This window comes from Nocardiopsis oceanisediminis, from assembly GCF_048595525.1.
GTDB classification, from domain to species: Bacteria; Actinomycetota; Actinomycetes; order Streptosporangiales; family Streptosporangiaceae; genus Nocardiopsis_A; species Nocardiopsis_A oceanisediminis.
The window spans coordinates 5,686,942-5,703,797 of sequence record NZ_JAFMZJ010000001.1; the positions used below are offsets into that span (position 1 = coordinate 5,686,942).

Sequence of the window (16,856 nt, forward strand, 5' to 3'; positions counted from 1 at the left end):
TAACGGATGTCCCCACTCGACACCAGGGGTGCGAACGCCCCGTGTTCGGCGGGGACCGCTCCGGGCATCCGGCGGGCGCGGCTCCGCCCGCCCCCGGCCGGCCGCGCCGGGGCACCTCCCCCGATCCCGGGAAACCGCACGTCGGAGCGGTCTTGCCGCACCTGCCCGACCCCGCCGGATTCACCGGAGGTCAGCGAGCGTATCCTGTCCGTGGATTCACGTCTCTCACGATTCGGGACCGCCCTTCCCCACCGGCGGCCCGCACCGACAAGTCCACACCGTCCCCCATGATCGAGCGGTCCTCGGCCGATCTCCTCGCGCCGTGACCCGCGCCCGGCATCGGACGCCGCCCGGCGAGGAACCGCTCGCGCTGCGCCCCGTGTCCGGGCACGATCCACCCGTCCACCGATCGTCCGGCGAAGACCATGACAGAGCACACCCTCCCGCCCGATGTCCTGGGGGCACCGACCAGACGGAGATTCCCCGGTCTCGCCCACCAGGTCAAGCACGCACGGCGATTCGTCGAGCGGCTGCTCGCCGCCTCGCCCGAACTCACCACCGCGACCCTGCTCACCAGCGAGCTCGCCACCAACGCCGTCACCCACAGCGCCTCCGGCTCACCCGGCGGGAAGTTCGAGGTGACCGTCTACCGCGGGCCCGGCCGGGCCCGGGTGGAGGTGCGCGACCTCGGCGGCTCCGAGCAGCCCCGCGCCCAGCACAACGATCCCCGCGACATCACCGAGCACGGGCGCGGACTCGACCTGGTCGAGGCGCTCGCCTCGGCCTGGGGCTCCGACGACCGCTCCGACGGGCTCGGCCGCACGGTCTGGTTCGAGCTCGCCTGGGACCCCGGCGACGAGGGCCCGGCTCCGCTCCCTTGAAGGAGGTGCGGGACCCCCCGCCCCGCATGCGCTGATACGCGCCGGTCCCGGGCCCGCGCCGCCCTGTGCCGTCCGGCGGGGTCTGCTATTCGCCCTCCTTCACGCCGTCGGCGCCGTCGGCGCCGCCGCTCTCCGGCGCGGGCGCCGGAAGCCGGTACTTCTCGTACAGCAGGCGCGCGTAGTCCTTGGCCTCCTGCGACGGTTCCTCGCCGAGTTCGTCTCGGACCAGGTCGTCCAGGTCCCTCTCCTTGCCATCCATAAAATGCAGCTTGCCTGGCGCGGCAGCGGATCACAAATCGGCGCGGCGGGCATATCGCGTGCTCAGAGGTGCTTTCTCCGGTCATTGGCGGCGCTTTCCCAGCGCACAGCGGTGCCGCGCGGGAAAACCCGCGCGGCACCGTGCGAGAAGTGATCCCCGCCCCGCTCACCGGGGCGGGGGCGGACTCAGTCGACCTCGGCCGGCGACTCCTCGCGGTCCCCGTCCCCGGCCTGCTCGCCGGCGCGGTCCCGGCGGGCGGCGGCCAGCGCGGCCTCCCGCTTGGCGGCGCGCCGCTTGGCGCGGCGCTCCTTGCCGCCCTCCGCCATGGTGTAGAGCACCGGCACCAGGATCAGCGTGAGCAGCGTCGAGGTGAACAGGCCGCCGATGACCACCAGCGCCAGCGGCTGCGAGACGAACGCCCCGCCGCCGGTGATGCCCAGCGCCATCGGGGTCAGCGCCCCCATGGTGGCCAGCGCGGTCATCAGGATCGGGCGCAGCCGGTGCCGCGAGCCCTCCACGACCGCCTCGCGCAGCTCCATCCCCTGCGCCCGGTACTGGTTGACCAGGTCGATGAGGACGATGGCGTTGGTGACCACGACGCCGATCAGCATCAGCAGGCCGATCATCGCCGGCAGGCCCAGCGGCTGGCCGGTGAGCATCAGCAGGCCGAGCGAGCCGGTGGCCGCGAACGGGATCGACACCAGCAGGATGAACGGCTGGACCAGGCTCTTGAAGGTGGCCACCATGATCAGGTAGACGATGACCACCGCGGCCAGCATGGCCAGCAGGAGCTGCCCGAAGGCCTCGGTCTGGTCGGCGCTGACGCCGCCGATCTCGGCCTTCGCGCCCTCCGGCAGGTCCAGCCGGTCCAGCGCCTGAGTGAGCTCCGCGCTGACCTTGCCGAGGTCGTCGGCGGTCGGCGAGGCGGACACGGTCGCGCTGGTCACGCCGCCGGTGCGGTGCAGCTCCGGCGCCTGCATGACCTCCTCGACGTCGGCCACCTCGGACAGCTCCACGGTGCCGCCGGCCGGCGCGGCGATCTCCAGGTCCTCCAGCTCGGCGACGGTCTCCGGGCGCTCCTCCACCCGGACCACCATGTCCCGCTGCCGGTCCTCGACGGTGGCGGTGCCGACCGTCGCGCCCTGGAAGGCGTCGCTGACCGCCTGTCCGATCTGCCCCTCGGTGAGGCCCTCCTCGGCGGCGGCCTCGCCGTCGACCCGCACCTCCAGCGCGGGCATCTCGGCGGCGATGCTGTTCTGCACGTCGGCGGCGCCGTCGATGCCGGCGACGGCCTCCTCGACCTGGCCGGCGGCCTCCTCGAGGGTCTCCGGGTCGTCCGCGGTGACCTCGACCTCCAGCCCGGCGGTGCCGCTCGCGTCGGCCAGCGCCACGTCGGAGTCGGTGTCGACCTCGGTGAAGGCCTGGCGGAGCTTCTCCTTGTAGACCTCCTGGTCGCCCTCGGGGTCGGTGGTGATGGTGTACTGCGTGGCGCCGGCGCCGCCGCCCATCATCGCCGCCATCGGGTCGCCCCCGCCGACCGAGGCCTGGTAGGACTCGACCCAGGAGAGGCCTTCCAGCTTCTTCTCGACCTTCGCCGCCTCGGCGTCGGCCTCCTCCACCGAGGTGCCGACCGGCAGCTCCTGGGTGGCCTGGTAGGTGTTCTGCCCCTGGTCGCCGAGGAAGTTGGTCTTCAGCAGCGGGCTGAACGCCATCCCGACGGTGCCGATGAGCAGCACCAGGGACGCGGCCAGGGTGAGGAAGCGGTGCCGGGTCGCCCAGCGGATCACCGGCATGTAGGCGCGGGCCAGCGGCGCGTTGAGCTCGCGCCGGTTCTCCTCGGCGCGGACCTGCTCGGCCTCCTCCGGCGGGACCGGCTTGGTCTTCATGAACCAGTAGGCCAGCACCGGGATGATGGTCAGCGAGACCAGCAGGGAGACGGCCAGCGCCAGGCTGACGGTGACCGCGAACGGCTGGAACAGCTCGCCGACCATGCCGCCGACGAAGCCGACCGGCAGGAAGACCGCGATGGTGGTCAGCGTGGAGGAGGTGATCGCGACGGAGACCTCCTTGACGCCGGTGAAGACCGCGGTGAACTTGTCCTCGCCGTAGCCCAGGTGCCGCTTGATGTTCTCCAGCACCACGATGGAGTCGTCGACCACCCGGCCGATCGAGACCGTGATCGCGCCCAGGGTCAGGATGTTCAGGCTGTAGCCGAACACCTGCATGCCGATCATGGTGATCAGCAGGGACACCGGGATGGAGACCGCGGAGACCAGGGTGGAGCGGACCGACAGCAGGAAGACCAGGATGACGGCGACCGCGGCGATCAGGCCGAGCCCGCCCTCCTCCAGCATCGCGACGATGGAGTCGTTGATGTAGGGCGCCTGGTCGAACACGACGGTGATGTCGCCGCCCTCGCCGAGCATCGGCTTGAGGTCGGCCAGCTTCTCCTGGACCTCCTCGGAGATCTCGACGGTGTTGCCCTCGGGCGTCTTGGTGATCATCACGCCGAGGCTGGGGTCGCCGTCGGTCCGGGTGATGGTGGTGCTCTCGTCCTGGAGCAGCTCGACGTCGGCGACCTCGGAGAGCCGGACCGGCTCCGGTGCGGCCGGGGCCGCCCCCGGCATGCCGGCCGCGCCCGCGGCACCGGCGCCGCCCTGGGCGCCCGCGCCGCCGCCGGGCATCAGCCAGATGTCCTCGACGTCCTCCAGCGACTCCAGCTTGCCGCCGGTGGTCACGGTGAGGGTGCGGCCGTCCTCGGTGATGTCGCCGCCCGGCGACATCACGCCGCTGGACTGCAGCGCGGAGGTGAGGTCGGCGGAGGACAGCCCGGCGTCGGCCAGCTCGTCCTCGTCCGGGGTGATGGTGACCTTGGAGTCGACCACGCCGGTCAGCATCGCGGCGCGGACCCCGTCGATCGACTCCAGCTCCGGGATGACCTGCTCGCGCAGCGGTTCGGCGAGCGCCTGGGCATCGCCGTCGCCGGCGCCCGCGGCGAGCATCACCACCGGCATGTCGTCCAGGCTGAACGACTGCACGGTGGGGTCGACGTCCTCGGGCAGCGCGGCCTGCGCCTGGTCGACGGCCTTCTGCACGTCGCGCACCACGTCGTCGGTGCTGTCGCCGTAGTCGAACTCGGCGACCACCTGGGCGCTGCCGGTGGAGGAGGTGGAGTTATAGGAGGTGATGCCGGCGACGCCCTTGACCGCCTGCTCCAGCGGCTCGGTCACCTCATCCTCGATGACCTGCGGCGACGCCCCCTGGTACTGGGCGCCGACCATGACCATCGGCAGTTCCATCGAGGGCATCAGCTCGCGCTTGGCCGACCCTGCCGCGATCACGCCGAAGACCAGTGCCGACAGCGTGATGAGCAGGATGAGCGCGCGGTTGCCCAGGGAGATCTTGGCGAGCCGGTTCACCGCGCGCCTCCGCTCCGGGACGCGCCCGGTGCCGGGCGGTGGCCTGGGTGGTCGCCAAGGGGATTCTTGGCAGATGTGGACATCAGGGGCGTACTCCTCGAAGGAATGGATCGCGCTGCGGTCGGCGCCGCCGCCGAGGGCGGCGCGAAGTCGGTCCCCCCGCGAGCAGAGACGGGGCGCGGGGTCGTTACCGGGCACGCAAAACACACGATACTTCGCGTCTCACCGCGAGGGCAGACGAGCAGGCCCGAATTCAGGGTGCTGTCAGGGGGCTGTCAGTGGAATGTCAGGGAGGCCGCTAGCAGCCACCGCGGAACGGGCCGGAGCGGCGGCGCGTCGGTGGCGGCGCCCGGCGGAGCGGCGCCGCCGGGGCGCGGTCCGGTCAGCCGGCGGCGACCGGGGTGCTCTCCCCCGGCGGCACGTGCTCCTGGACGACGCCCCACACCACGCCGAGCAGGTCCTCCAGCGCGTGCGCGAGGGAGGCGTCGACCAGCTCGTAGCTGACCTGGCGGCCCTGCTGGCGGCCGTTGACCAGGCCGCATTCGCGCAGGCAGGCAAGGTGATTCGAAACATTCTGCCGGGTAAGACCCAACTGGTCCGCCAGCTCGGCCGGATGGCCCGGACCGTCCAGCAGGGCCAGCAGCAGCCGGCACCGCGTGGGGTCGGCGAGCGCCCTTCCGAGGCGCTGGATGGCGGACAGGCGCTGCTCCGAGGTCAACATGATAACCATTGTACACCGTTTGCTGTATAGACAGTCTTCGCTGTATAAACAGTGACGACTGAACCGTTCCTCGAGCCGTTCCGCGCCGGCCGACGTCTTTCCTCGGGAGGAATCCATGGGAGTTGGGCATGGCCACGGCCACGGGCACCCGCCGGCCACGGCGGGCGCCGCCTACCGCGGCAGACTCGCCGCCGTCCTCGGCCTGATGCTGGCCGTGGCGGCCGTCCAGGTCGCCGGTGCCGCGTTCTCCGGCAGCCTGGCCCTGCTCGCCGACGCCGGGCACACCGTCACCGACTCCGCGGGCGTGATGCTCGCGCTGTTCGCGGTCTGGATCGCCGGCCGGCCGCCGAACCCGAAGCGCACCTTCGGCCTGCAGCGAGCCGAGGTGCTGGCCGCCGCGGCCAACGCGCTCCTGCTCTTCCTGCTGTGCGCGTTCATCGCCTACGAGGCGATCGAGCGGCTCACCGAGCCGCGGCACGTCGCCGGCCCCTGGGTGGTCGCCGTCGCCGCCTTCGGCCTGGCCGCCAACATCGTCGCGCTGCTCGTCCTCCGCTCCGGCCAGCAGGAGAGCATCAACGTGCGCGGCGCCTACCTGGAGGTCCTCGGCGACGCGCTGGCCTCGGTCGGGGTGATCATCGGCGGCGCCGTCATCTGGTTCACCGGCTGGTCCCAGGTGGACACGGCGGTCTCGCTGATCATCCTCGCGATCATCGTCCCGCGCGCCTGGGGGCTGCTCCGCGAGGCGGTGCACGTCCTGCTGGAGGCCACCCCGCGCGGCGTGGACCTGGACGAGGTGCGCACGCACATCCTGCGCGAACCCGGCGTCATCGACGTGCACGACCTGCACGCCTGGACCATCACCTCGGGCGTGCCGGTGCTCTCCGCGCACGTCGTCGTGGAGGAGGGGCACCTGGAGCACAGCGGCCGGATGCTCGACCGGCTGCACACCTGCCTGGACGGCCACTTCGACGTGGAGCACTCCACCCTCCAGCTGGAGCCGGCCGGCCACGCCGAGCACGAGGGCGCCCGGCACCACTGAGCCCGCGCCCCGGGGACGGCGGCCCGCCTCCCGCACCGGTCCCGGCGCGGGAGGGCCTCCGGGCCGCCGCCGGAAGGGCCCCGCCGGCGCGGTGAAGGTCCGATGGTCCGACCCCGCCGCACCGGGAGTATCCTCGGTCCCGCTGAACAGCGGCTGAGCTCGCATCCCGCGGTCCCCGGACCGGGATCCGGCGGTTCCGGCCCCGGCGTCCGCCGGGCCCGCGGGGGACCGTGGGACCCTGGGTTTCCGTCGGGCGCCGCGGCGTGCCCGGCCACCGGTGCCCCGGCACCGGAACCGCCACCGGACCGTGCAGGGGGAGCGCTCCATGACCATCGAACGCCGCGGCCTGAGAGGCCTCGCGGACTGGCTCCGCGAGGACGTCGTCGCAGGGTTCCTGCTGATCGCCGGGGCCGCGGTCGCGCTGGTGTGGGCCAACTCCCCGGCAGGCGCCGGCTACGAGGCGCTGCGCGGCTTCACCTTCGGCCCGGCCGGACTGCACCTGGACCTCTCCGTGCAGGCCTGGGCCTCCGACGCGCTGCTGGCGGTGTTCTTCTTCGTCGTCGGCAACGAGCTCAAGCAGGAGTTCGTCCACGGCGAACTGCGCAACCCCCGGCGCGCGGTGCTGCCGATCGTCGCCGCGCTGGCCGGCATGGCGGTGCCCGCCGCCATCTACACCGCGGTGAACCTGCACCGCCCGGAGGCCCTGCACGGCTGGGGCATCCCGATGGCCACCGACATCGCCTTCGCCGTCGCCATCCTCGCGGTGATCGGCCGCTACCTCCCGCCCGCGCTGCGCACCTTCCTGCTCACCCTGGCCATCGTGGACGACCTGGGCGCGATCGTGGTCATCGCGGTCTTCTACACCGACCACGTGTCGTTCGCGCCGCTGCTCGGCGCGGCCGCGCTGCTCGGCGTCTTCGGCTACCTGCAGCGGGGCCGCGGGCTCGCCGCCCGGCTGAACGCCTCCGCGCTGCCCAACTGGGCGGTCTACCTCCCGCTGGCCGCGGCGATCTGGGCGCTGCTGCACGCCAGCGGGGTGCACGCCACCATCGCCGGCGTCGCGATGGGCCTGCTGATGCGGACCGTCCCGCTCGACGGCGAGACGCAGAGCCCGTCCCACGCGGTGGAGCACATCATCCGCCCGTGGAGCAACGCCGTGGTGCTGCCGGTGTTCGCGCTGATGTCGGCCGGCGTGGTGTTCACCGGCTTCGACACCATCCTCGCGGACAGCGCGGCGGTCGGCGTCATCCTCGGCCTGGTCTTCGGCAAGCTGATCGGCATCCTCGGCGGCTCCTGGCTCACCACCAGGCTGACCGCGGCGGAGCTGAGCCCCTCGCTGCACTGGATCGACATCGCCGGGATGGCGCTGCTCGCCGGGATCGGCTTCACCGTCTCGCTGCTGATCACCGAGCTCTCCTTCACCGACCTGCAGATGGTGGAGGACGCCAAGTCCGGGGTGATCATCGCCTCGCTGCTGGCGACCGCGCTCTCCGCGGTCGTGCTCGGCATCCGCAGCGCCCACTACCGCAGGCACGGCCTGCCCGTCCGCGAGCCCGAGCGGGGCACCGGGACCCCGGACTGACCCGCGCCCGGACCGACACGGCCGCCGGAGCCGTGGCGGCCCGGGCGGGCACGCGGTTTCATGGTGGCGCGGAACCGCTCTCGACGCCCCTCCGTCGAACGCGGGCGGACAGCGGGGCGAGAAACCAGGACGGAACGACGACGCGGACATGCAACGACGAACATCCGCTCTGCGCGGACTCCTCACGCGGGGCGCCCGGCGCCTGCCCCGCCCGCCGCAGAGCGCCCGCGCGCGCGGCCTGTGGCGGCGGCCGGCCAGCGTCTTCCTGCTGCTGATCATCGCCGTCGACCTGATCGGAGCCGGCCTGCTGACCCTGCCCGCCGCGCACGCCGAGGGGCACGGGCTCAGCTTCACCGACGCGCTGTTCACCTCCACCTCGGCGCTCATGGTCTGCGGCCTGGCCGTGATCGACCTGGGCGCCGACCTCTCCCTGTTCGGCCAGATCGTGGTGCTGGTGCTGATCCAGGCCGGCGGCATCGGCATCATGGCGCTGGCCTCGCTGCTCGGCGTCGCGGTGCTGCACCGGTTCGGCCTGCGGATGCGGCTCACCCTGCAGACCGAGACCCGGATCATGCAGGTGGGCGACGTGCGCGGCCTGGTCCGCCGGATCATCCTGGTCAGCCTGGCCTGCGAGGCGGTCGTCGCCCTGCTGCTCGCCCCGCGGCTCTGGCTGGTGCACGGCGAGGACCTCCCGGAGGCGCTGTACCTCGCGGTGTTCCACGCGGTCTCGGCGTTCAACAACGCCGGCCTGGCGCTCTACCCGGACAGCCTGGTCCGGTTCGCCGCCGACCCGGTGATGCTGCCCGCGGTCGCGATCGCCTCCGTCATCGGCGGCCTGGGCTTCCCCGTGCTGCTGGAGCTCCGCCGGCACCTGCACCACCACCGCCGGTGGAGCCTGCACGCCAAGCTGACCATCGTCACCACCGCGCTGCTCTACTTCGGCGGGGCGGCGGCGGTGACCCTGCTGGAGTGGACCAACCCCGCGACCCTGGGCGGGATGCCCTGGTGGCAGCGGGTGCTGGACGGCTCCTTCCACGGCGTGATGCCGCGCAGCGGCGGGTTCAACGTGGTCGACGTGGGCGCGATGAACGAGGCGACGCTGCTCGTCATCATGATGCTGATGTTCGTCGGCGGCGGCAGCGCGGGGACCGCCGGCGGCATCAAGGTGGCCACCCTGGCCGTCATCTTCCTCGTCGTCTGGGCGGAGATCCGCGGCCACCCCAACGTGCACGTGTTCGGCCGGAAGCTCGCCCCGGAGGTGATCCGCCAGTCGCTGAGCCTGCTCTTCCTCTCCATGACCGTGGTGGTGGCCTCCACCGTGCTGCTGCTCAGCACCACCCCCTTCGACCTGGTCCCGGTCATGTTCGAGGTCATCTCGGCCAGCGGCGTGGTCGGGCTGTCCACCGGGATCACCGCCGACCTCCCGCCCTGGGCGCACCTGCTGCTGACCGTGCTGATGCTGGCCGGCCGGGTCGGACCGGTCACCTTCGCCGCCGCGCTGGCCCTACGGGAGCGGACCCGGCGCTACGACTTCCCGGTCTCCCGCCCCATCATCGGTTAGAACAGCGCTCCGCCGCCGCGCGGAGCCGAAACCATAAGGAGTGCCCCGGTGCCCCGCAGCAAAACCGACGACAAGCGGGTCCTGGTCATCGGCCTGGGCCGGTTCGGCAGCTCGCTCGCCCTGGAGCTGGTCGCGCACGGCTGGGAGGTGCTGGGCATGGACTCCAGCCCGCGCCTGGTCCAGACCTTCGCCGACTCGCTCACCCACACCGTCGTGGCCGACGCCACCGACGAGGAGGCCCTGCGCCAGGTCGACGCGCAGGACTTCAACCGGGCGGTGGTCGCCATCGGCACCCACCTGGAAGAGAGCATCCTGGCCACCTCGCTCCTGGTGGACATGGGCGTCCCGCACATCTGGGCGAAGGCGATCAGCCGCCGGCACGGCCGCATCCTGCAGCAGGTCGGCGCGCACCACGTGGTCCTGCCCGAGCACGACATGGGCGAGCGGGTGGCGCACCTGCTCTCCGGGCGGATGCTGGACTACGTCGAGATCGAGGAGGGCTTCGCACTGGGCAAGACCCGGGCGCCCAACTCGCTCATCGGCAAGCGCCTCGGCGACACCCGGGTCCGGGCCCGGTACGGCATCACCGTGGTCAGCATCAAGCGGCACGGCGAGGAGTTCACCTACGCCACCGAGGACACCGTGCCGCAGAAGGGCGACGTGATCGTGGTGGCCGGCCGGACCTCGCACGTGGAGCGGTTCGCCGAGGTCGGCTGAGGTCCGAAGAATACGGACGAACCACACAAATTGACAACCGTTTTCATTTTCCCGATGATGGGGGCATGAGAACTGGGAAGTCGGTCAAGATCGCCGCGGCCTGCACCGCGGGCCTGCTGCTCGCCGCCGGGTGCGGCTCCGGGGACGGGGACTCGGGCCAGGGCGGGGACGGCCCGGCGATCGTCACCGGGGTCTACCCCCTGCAGTGGCTCGCCGAGCAGGTCTCCGGCGACCGGGGCGCGGTGAGCAACCTGACCGAGCCCGGCGCCGAGCCGCACGACCTGGAGCTGACCGGCCGGCAGACCGGCGAGGTCACCGACGCCGACGTCGTCTTCTACGTCTCCGGCCTGCAGCCGGCGGTGGACGACGCGGTCGCCCAGTCCGGCACCGAGGGCGCCCTGGACGTGGCCGACCTGGTCGAGCTCCGCCCTGCGGGCGAGGAGGAGGGCCACGACCACGACCACGGCGGAGAAGGCCACGAGCACGGCGGGGAGGAGCACGGCCACGGCGAGCTCGACCCGCACATGTGGCTGGACACCGGGCTGATGGCGGAGGCCGCCGACGGCCTGGCCGACCGGCTCGCCGAGGCCGACCCGGACGGCGCCGAGGCCTACCGGTCCAACGCCGAGCGGGTCCGCGCCGAGCTGGAGGAGATCGACGCCGAGTACGGCGAGGGCCTCGCCGAGTGCGACAGCCGCACCCTGGTGGTCAACCACGCCGCGTTCGGCTACCTGGCCGCCGCGCACGACCTGGAGCAGATCAGCGTCTCCGGCATCGACCCCGCGTCCGAGCCCTCCCCCGCGCGCATCGCCGAGGTCGCCGACCTGGTGAAGGAGCACGACGTCACGACCGTGTTCACCGAGACCCTGGTGAGCCCCGCGGTGGCCGAGACCATCGCCGACGAGGCCGGCGCGGAGACCGCGGTGCTCGACCCGCTGGAGGGGATCACCGACGAGTCCCCCGGCGACGACTACCCCTCCGTGATGCGCGGCAACCTGGAGTCGCTCCGCGGCGGCCTCGGCTGCTCCTGACCTGCTCCGCCGCACCGGCGACGGGCCCCGCCACCCGGCGGGGCCCTTTCTCGTGCAATCCCGCTCCCGTTCCTGCACGCACTTACAAGCCGCCTACTTCTGGAGAAAGCACCCCTCGCGCCGGATGCACGTGCGCTATCCTGATCAAAGTACGGTGCTAATGCACGTGCATAAGCACGTGAGGTACCCGCACTCACCGGAAGAAGGAGGATCGCACCAGATGAGCGCTTACAACGGCATCGCCGCGTCCGAGCTGCACAACGTCGCCTGGCAGAAGAGCCAGCGGAGCAATTCGCGCGGTTCCTGCGTGGAGATGGCCAAGCTCCCCGACGGCTCGATCGCGATGCGCAACTCCCGTTTCCCCGCCGGCCCGGCCCTGGTCTACACCCAGGCCGAGATCGACGCCCTGATCCTGGGCGCCAAGGACGGCGACTTCGACAACCTGCTCAGCTGAGAACCTGCTCCATCGGCCGCCGCCCCGGCCGGGGCGCGGAGGGCGCGGAACAGCTCTGCCGGGGGGAACGGGCCCGTTGGGGGGAGACCGCCCCGCCCCGCTGCACACCGGGGCGGGGTGTTCTGCTTTCCGGACCGGGCCGCCCGCGGCCGGCTCAGAACTCGTCGACCATCTCTTTGAGGAGGTCCTTGGTCTCCCCCGGAGGCCGGGCGATGACGCTCAGCTTCTCCATCGCCATGGTGTAGGCGTCGACCTCCTGGCGCTTGTCCAGGCAGAGCGAGCCGGTGAGGTGCTCCAGGTAGATGATGTCGGACAGCTCGAAGTCCGGGTAGCGCAGGATCGTGAAGGACCCGGCCTCGGCCGCGTGCGCGCCGGCGCTGAACGGGACGATCTGCAGCGTGATGTTGGGGTGGTCGCAGAGCCCGACCAGGTGCTCCATCTGCCGGCGCATCAGCTCGGCCCCGCCCACCGGGCGCCGGACGGCGGCCTCGTCGAGGATCGCCCAGAGCTTCACCTCCGGGTCGTCGAGCCGCTCCTGGCGCTGCATGCGGACCCGCACCCGGTCCTCGGTGGCCTGGTCCCGCAGGCCGACGCCGCCGGTGATCACGGCTTCGGCGTAGTCCTGGGTCTGCAGCAGCCCGTGGATGAACTGCGCCTCGTAGACCCGGATCCGGCTGGCCGCCTCCTCCAGGCCGACGTAGACCTGGAACCAGTTGGGCAGCGCCTCGCCGTACTGCTGCCACCAGCCGGGCCTGTTGGTGTCCCGGGCCATCTGCGCCAGCGTCCGGATGAGCTCCTTGTCCTCCACCTTGTAGAGCAGGAGCAGGTCCTCGACGTCGCGGGACTTGAAGCCGACCCGGCCCAGCTCCATCCGGCTGATCTTGGACTCCGAGCCGCGGATGTGGTGCCCCGCCGCGCCCCGGGAGACGCCCGCCTTCTCGCGGTACTTGCGCAGCTCGGACCCGAGCAGCATCCTGCGGACGGTGGGCCCGGCGCCCTGCTTGATGCGAGCGATGCCGCTCATGACCGCTGCCTCCCCACCCTTCGTCGGACGCTCCGGCCGGCCCCTCCCTCGCGGCCGCCACCGGTGCGGTGGAACTCAGTCCTGCACCCACCCACGATAGCGCCGCCGCGGACGGCCGTTCGGGCGGCACGTCCGCGAACGGGGGCCCACTCCGCCGCTCACCGGGGGCCGCCCGCTCCGCTCGAGCGGGGCCGGGGGGCCGGCCCGCCCGGCGGCGGTCAACCGAACAGAGCCCAGACGTACTTGCCGCTCGGAGGCGTGAGAACCACCCCCCAGCTGCGTGAAAAGCAGTCCACGAGGTGCAGGCCGCGGCCGGTCTCCAGCATGAGATCGGGCTCTCGGGGGGCCGGGACCCGCTCGCCGGGGTCGTGCACGGCGCAGACGACCTCGCTGTCGCGGCGAAGCAGGCGAACCCGGATAACGTTCCCATATCCGTAAGAGAGCACGTTCACCGCGGCCCCGGACGGCAGCCCGTGCCGCAGCGCATTGGTGACGAGCTCGGAGAGGACCAGTTCGACGCCGCCCGCGGCCTCGGACAGCCCCCAGCCGGAGAGGAGCTCGGTTCCGACCCGGCGGGCCGCAGCGGGGGCGCCCTGGTCCGCGGGCAGTTCGAAGAGGACGTCCTCGGTCCGGCACTCCGGTGCGCCGCCGGCCGGGACCGGGGCGCGCAGCGCCGCCGTCCACCAGGCCCCGCGCCCGCCTCCCGGGGCGCGCGCCGCCGGGAGCGGCGGTGCCTCTCCGTCGTCCCCCGCCGCCCGGGACCCCGCCGCCGCCCGCCCGCTCGGCGCGCCTTCGAGTGACGGTCCGCTCACCGCGATCCCCTCGCAGTCGTGTCGTTTCACGGCCCCTCTCTCGGGAGCCTGCCGAACACGCTCGGCACCTGCCGTCGAGGTGCTCCGCGCACGACCCATATGCACGTGCATCTTCCTCATGCACGCATCCTAGGACAGAAGACCGCGGCATTCAGGAGATTGGCGTAGTTGCTCACATGCATTCCCGCTCGGCGCGGAGAAGCCCCGGTGGGGGCGGGTTTCCGCGGTGACGATCCCTCCGCCGGGGCGGCCCTCGGGCCGTCCCGGGCACAGGTCCCGCCCCGCCCGGGGCGCCCCCTCAGACCGTTGACGGGAAAAGGCGGCGGGCGCAGAAGAACCCCGGCCCCCGCAACGTCAAGATCATCGCCCAGGGCGGGCTTCTTCCGTCAACGGTCTCAGGCGGCGAGGGCGCGGTACACGGCCACCCGGTCCGGGTAGTCGGTGATGATGCCGTCGACGCCGTCGCGGACCAGCCGCCTGATCGCGCTGGGGTGGTTGGCGGTCCAGCCGAACATGCGCATCCCCTGGTCGTGCACGCGGCGCACGTAGGCGGCGGTGACCCGGAGGTGGTGCGGGTGGAGCTGCTGCACGTAGCGCGCGACGCGGCGCAGCCCGTACCTGCTGTAGGGGCGCCCCAGTGCGGCGGTGCGCAGGCCGGGGACCTCGCCGGCGAGCACCCGCAGCGTCGCCCAGTCGAAGCTCTGCAGGATGAGCCGGCCGCTCCGGCCCGCGCCGAGCCAGTACCGGTCGTCCCGGACCGCGTCGGCCAGGCGGGCGCCGGCCTCCGGGTCGCGCCGCTCCACCTTCAGCTCCACCAGGGCGCCGATTCCGGTGGCGCGCAGCACGGCCAGCGCCTCCCCCAGGGTGGGGACCCGCTCCCCGGCGTACTCGGGGCCGAACCAGGAGCCGGCGTCGAGCCGGCGGATCTCCTCCAGGGTGAAGTCGCGGACCCGCCAGGGGCGCCGGCCGGGGAACCGCCGGACCGCGTCGGTGGTGCGGACCAGGGTGGGGTCGTGCATGACGACGAGCTCACCGTCCACGGTGGAGCGCACGTCGATCTCGGCCATGTCCGCGCCCCGGCCCCTGGCGATCGCCAGGGCGGCGAGGGTGTTCTCCGGCGCGTGGCCGGAGGCCCCCCGGTGCGCGACGACGATCACCGGTCCCACCCCTTCGCGGTTCCGGGCCGCCCGCTCCGACCGGCCCCGAAAAAACTCGTAGAGTAACGATACACCGCATTTGGTCGGATTTTCGCTACTTTCCGTATTGGCCAGCGGCCCCCACCCTCCGGGTGGTGCCAGCCCTCCATCGCCGGTGGCGCTCCCACCCCCGGCGCCGGGCGGCGCGGGAAGGGCGCCATCATACCGCTGCGCACGGTGATCGGAACAGTGCGGAGGGTTCCGGATCCGGCGGGCGGCGGGGGCCGGAGCGGGGCCCGCCGAGCGGCCGCGGCGGCCCGGCGTCACGCTGGGCCACCGCGCCGGGCGGTCAGGGGCGCGGGACGGGCACCCCGTAGAAGTCGAGCGCGTTCCGGGAGAGCACCCGCTCGGCCTGCTCCGGGCCGAGGGCCCCGGTCAGCAGGTCGACGTCGGAGGGGGCGAAGGGGCGCGGGGCCCGGGTCGAGGGCAGGTCGGTGCCGAACATGAGGGCCCCGGGGTTGACCTCCGCGATCGCGCGCAGCGCGCGGGCCGGGTCGACGTCGCCGCGGCCGAAGCCGGTCGCCTTGACCCGCGCCCCGGAGCCGACCAGGTCGAGCAGGGCGGGCAGCCCCTCCGCAGACAGGCCGAGGTGGTCGACCGAGATCCGGGGCAGCGGGGCGATCACCGGCGCCAGCTCGGGCAGCCGCCGGGAGTCGAGGTAGAACTCGGCCGGCCAGCCGAGCAGGTCGGCGGCGCGCAGGCCGAGCTGGACCTGGGCGTCGATGTCGTCGGCCGTGCCCCGGAACAGGTTGAACCGGAGCGCCCGCACCCCCGCCGCGTGCAGGTCGCGCAGGTCGGAGTCGGAGGTGTCCGCCGGGAGCTGGGCCACCCCCACGAAGGAGGGGCCCAGCTCGCGCAGCGCGGCGAGCAGGTGCGCCTGTCCGTAGCCCTGGAAGGAGGCGGCGACCACGGCCCCTCCGGTGACGCCCAGCCCTGCGGTGCGGGCCCGGTAGTCCTCGACCGTGAACGGATCGGGCCGGTAGCCCTGGCCGCCGTCCAGGGGGAAGCGGGGGTCGATGATGTGCAGGTGGGCGTCGAACAACGCCTTGGCCTTTCGCGAGCGCGGATGCGGGGCGGCCCCCGGGAGGGCCGGCCCGCGGGCGCGGCGCACCTCCGGCCGTCGGGACCGCCGCCTCCACCGTAGCGCCCGAGGGGGCGATGCACCGAACGCGGCGCCCGCCGCCCCCGCCCGGCCGGCCCCGCCGGGGCGGCGGCCCCGGCGCCGCTCCGCCGCCTCCGGGGCGGGGTTCCCGGTTTTCCCGCCCCCGACATACCACCTGGTCGGTCAGGGCGGTTAGGATCGGCCCGATGTGTCCTGGACCACTCGTCCGCCGCACGTCGCACAAGAGCACCGCACACAGGAGGTAACCCATGGCTGAGACCCCGCGCCGCGTCGCGATCGTGACCGGCGGCGCCCGCGGCATCGGCGCCGCCACCGCCCGCCGGCTCGCCGCCGAGGGCCGCGCGGTCGCCGTCGTCGACCTCGCCGAGGCCGACGCGCAGAAGACCGCGGACGCCATCACCGCCGACGGCGGCGAGGCCATCGGCATCGGCGCCGACGTCTCCGACGCCGACCAGGTCGCCGCGGCCGTCGCCGCCGTCGCCGAGCGGCTCGGCCCGCCGGCGATCCTGGTCAACAACGCCGGCGTGATCCGGGACAACCTCCTGTTCAAGATGACCGAGGAGGACTGGGACACGGTGATGAACGTGCATCTGCGCGGCTCCTTCCTGATGAGCCGGGCGGCCCAGGGGCACATGACCAAGGAGGGCTTCGGCCGCATCGTCAACCTGTCCAGCAGCTCCGCGCAGGGCAACCGCGGGCAGGCCAACTACTCCGCGGCCAAGGCCGGCCTGCAGGGCTTCACCAAGACCCTCGCCATCGAGCTGGGCAAGTTCGGGGTGACCGCCAACGCGGTGGCGCCCGGCTTCATCGAGACCGAGATGACCAAGGCCACCGCCGAGCGGGTCGGCATGGAGTTCGAGGCGTTCAAGAAGGCCGCCGCCGACTCCATCCCGGTGCGCCGCACCGGCCGCCCCGAGGACATCGCCAACACCATCGCCTTCCTCACCGGGGAGGACGCCGGCTTCGTCTCCGGCCAGGTCATCTACGTCGCCGGCGGACCGCTGGACTAGCCGGCCCCGCCCATCCCGAATCCGCGG

15 protein-coding genes are annotated in these 16,856 nt (G+C 72.9%); 8 read left to right on the forward strand and 7 right to left on the reverse strand.

Annotated elements, in window-relative coordinates; translation table 11 throughout:
• The first annotated feature begins 425 nt into the window (after positions 1-425).
• Positions 426-881: an ATP-binding protein gene (locus tag J0910_RS24830; RefSeq protein ID WP_420160954.1), complete on the forward strand. Its 456-nt coding sequence runs from the start codon at positions 426-428 to the stop codon at positions 879-881.
• A gap of 85 nt (positions 882-966) precedes the next feature.
• On the opposite strand, the gene J0910_RS24835 is transcribed toward J0910_RS24830, so the two are convergent.
• The 3 genes from J0910_RS24835 to cmtR all read right to left on the reverse strand — a co-directional run bounded on the left by J0910_RS24835 (position 967) and on the right by cmtR (position 5,289).
• Positions 967-1,140, reverse strand: coding sequence for a hypothetical protein (locus tag J0910_RS24835; protein ID WP_420160955.1), 174 nt, complete (start codon positions 1,138-1,140; stop codon positions 967-969).
• A gap of 185 nt (positions 1,141-1,325) precedes the next feature.
• Positions 1,326-4,559 (reverse strand): efflux RND transporter permease subunit, encoded by a 3,234-nt coding sequence (locus J0910_RS24840; RefSeq protein ID WP_420160956.1) that lies wholly within the window; start codon positions 4,557-4,559, stop codon positions 1,326-1,328.
• A gap of 382 nt (positions 4,560-4,941) precedes the next feature.
• Positions 4,942-5,289 (reverse strand): Cd(II)/Pb(II)-sensing metalloregulatory transcriptional regulator CmtR, encoded by a 348-nt coding sequence (gene cmtR, locus J0910_RS24845; RefSeq protein ID WP_420160957.1) that lies wholly within the window; start codon positions 5,287-5,289, stop codon positions 4,942-4,944.
• A gap of 106 nt (positions 5,290-5,395) precedes the next feature.
• Between cmtR and J0910_RS24850 the strand changes: the two genes are divergently transcribed.
• The 6 genes from J0910_RS24850 (at position 5,396) to J0910_RS24875 (ending at position 11,664) form a co-directional block, all read left to right on the forward strand.
• A complete protein-coding gene (locus J0910_RS24850) occupies positions 5,396-6,319 on the forward strand; it encodes a cation diffusion facilitator family transporter (protein ID WP_420160958.1) in 924 nt (307 codons plus the stop codon).
• A gap of 325 nt (positions 6,320-6,644) precedes the next feature.
• Positions 6,645-7,901: a Na+/H+ antiporter NhaA gene (gene nhaA, locus J0910_RS24855; RefSeq protein WP_420160959.1), complete on the forward strand. Its 1,257-nt coding sequence runs from the start codon at positions 6,645-6,647 to the stop codon at positions 7,899-7,901.
• 148 nt (positions 7,902-8,049) lie between these two features.
• Complete coding sequence (locus J0910_RS24860) at positions 8,050-9,462, forward strand: TrkH family potassium uptake protein (RefSeq protein ID WP_420160960.1); 1,413 nt, start codon at positions 8,050-8,052, stop codon at positions 9,460-9,462.
• Positions 9,463-9,510: 48 nt separating this feature from the next.
• The gene (locus J0910_RS24865; protein ID WP_420160961.1) at positions 9,511-10,179 is read left to right on the forward strand and encodes a potassium channel family protein; all 669 of its coding nucleotides are present in this window, start codon (positions 9,511-9,513) and stop codon (positions 10,177-10,179) included.
• 65 nt (positions 10,180-10,244) lie between these two features.
• Positions 10,245-11,210: a metal ABC transporter substrate-binding protein gene (locus J0910_RS24870; protein WP_420160962.1), complete on the forward strand. Its 966-nt coding sequence runs from the start codon at positions 10,245-10,247 to the stop codon at positions 11,208-11,210.
• A 220-nt stretch (positions 11,211-11,430) separates the two neighbouring features.
• Complete coding sequence (locus J0910_RS24875; protein ID WP_420160963.1) at positions 11,431-11,664, forward strand: DUF397 domain-containing protein; 234 nt, start codon at positions 11,431-11,433, stop codon at positions 11,662-11,664.
• Between the two features lie 154 nt (positions 11,665-11,818).
• Here the strand turns inward: J0910_RS24875 and J0910_RS24880 are convergent, their stop codons facing one another.
• The 4 genes from J0910_RS24880 to J0910_RS24895 form a co-directional block, all read right to left on the reverse strand.
• On the reverse strand, positions 11,819-12,688 hold the full coding sequence (locus J0910_RS24880; RefSeq protein ID WP_420160964.1) for a helix-turn-helix domain-containing protein: 870 nt from the start codon (positions 12,686-12,688) through the stop codon (positions 11,819-11,821).
• A 218-nt stretch (positions 12,689-12,906) separates the two neighbouring features.
• On the reverse strand, positions 12,907-13,530 hold the full coding sequence (locus J0910_RS24885; protein WP_420160965.1) for an ATP-binding protein: 624 nt from the start codon (positions 13,528-13,530) through the stop codon (positions 12,907-12,909).
• A 365-nt stretch (positions 13,531-13,895) separates the two neighbouring features.
• On the reverse strand, positions 13,896-14,657 hold the full coding sequence (locus tag J0910_RS24890; RefSeq protein ID WP_420160966.1) for a glycerophosphodiester phosphodiesterase: 762 nt from the start codon (positions 14,655-14,657) through the stop codon (positions 13,896-13,898).
• Between the two features lie 328 nt (positions 14,658-14,985).
• The gene (locus J0910_RS24895; RefSeq protein ID WP_420160967.1) at positions 14,986-15,738 is read right to left on the reverse strand and encodes an amidohydrolase family protein; all 753 of its coding nucleotides are present in this window, start codon (positions 15,736-15,738) and stop codon (positions 14,986-14,988) included.
• A 329-nt stretch (positions 15,739-16,067) separates the two neighbouring features.
• Between J0910_RS24895 and fabG the strand changes: the two genes are divergently transcribed.
• On the forward strand, positions 16,068-16,829 hold the full coding sequence (fabG, locus tag J0910_RS24900) for a 3-oxoacyl-ACP reductase FabG (protein ID WP_420160968.1): 762 nt from the start codon (positions 16,068-16,070) through the stop codon (positions 16,827-16,829).
• Positions 16,830-16,856: the final 27 nt, after the last annotated feature.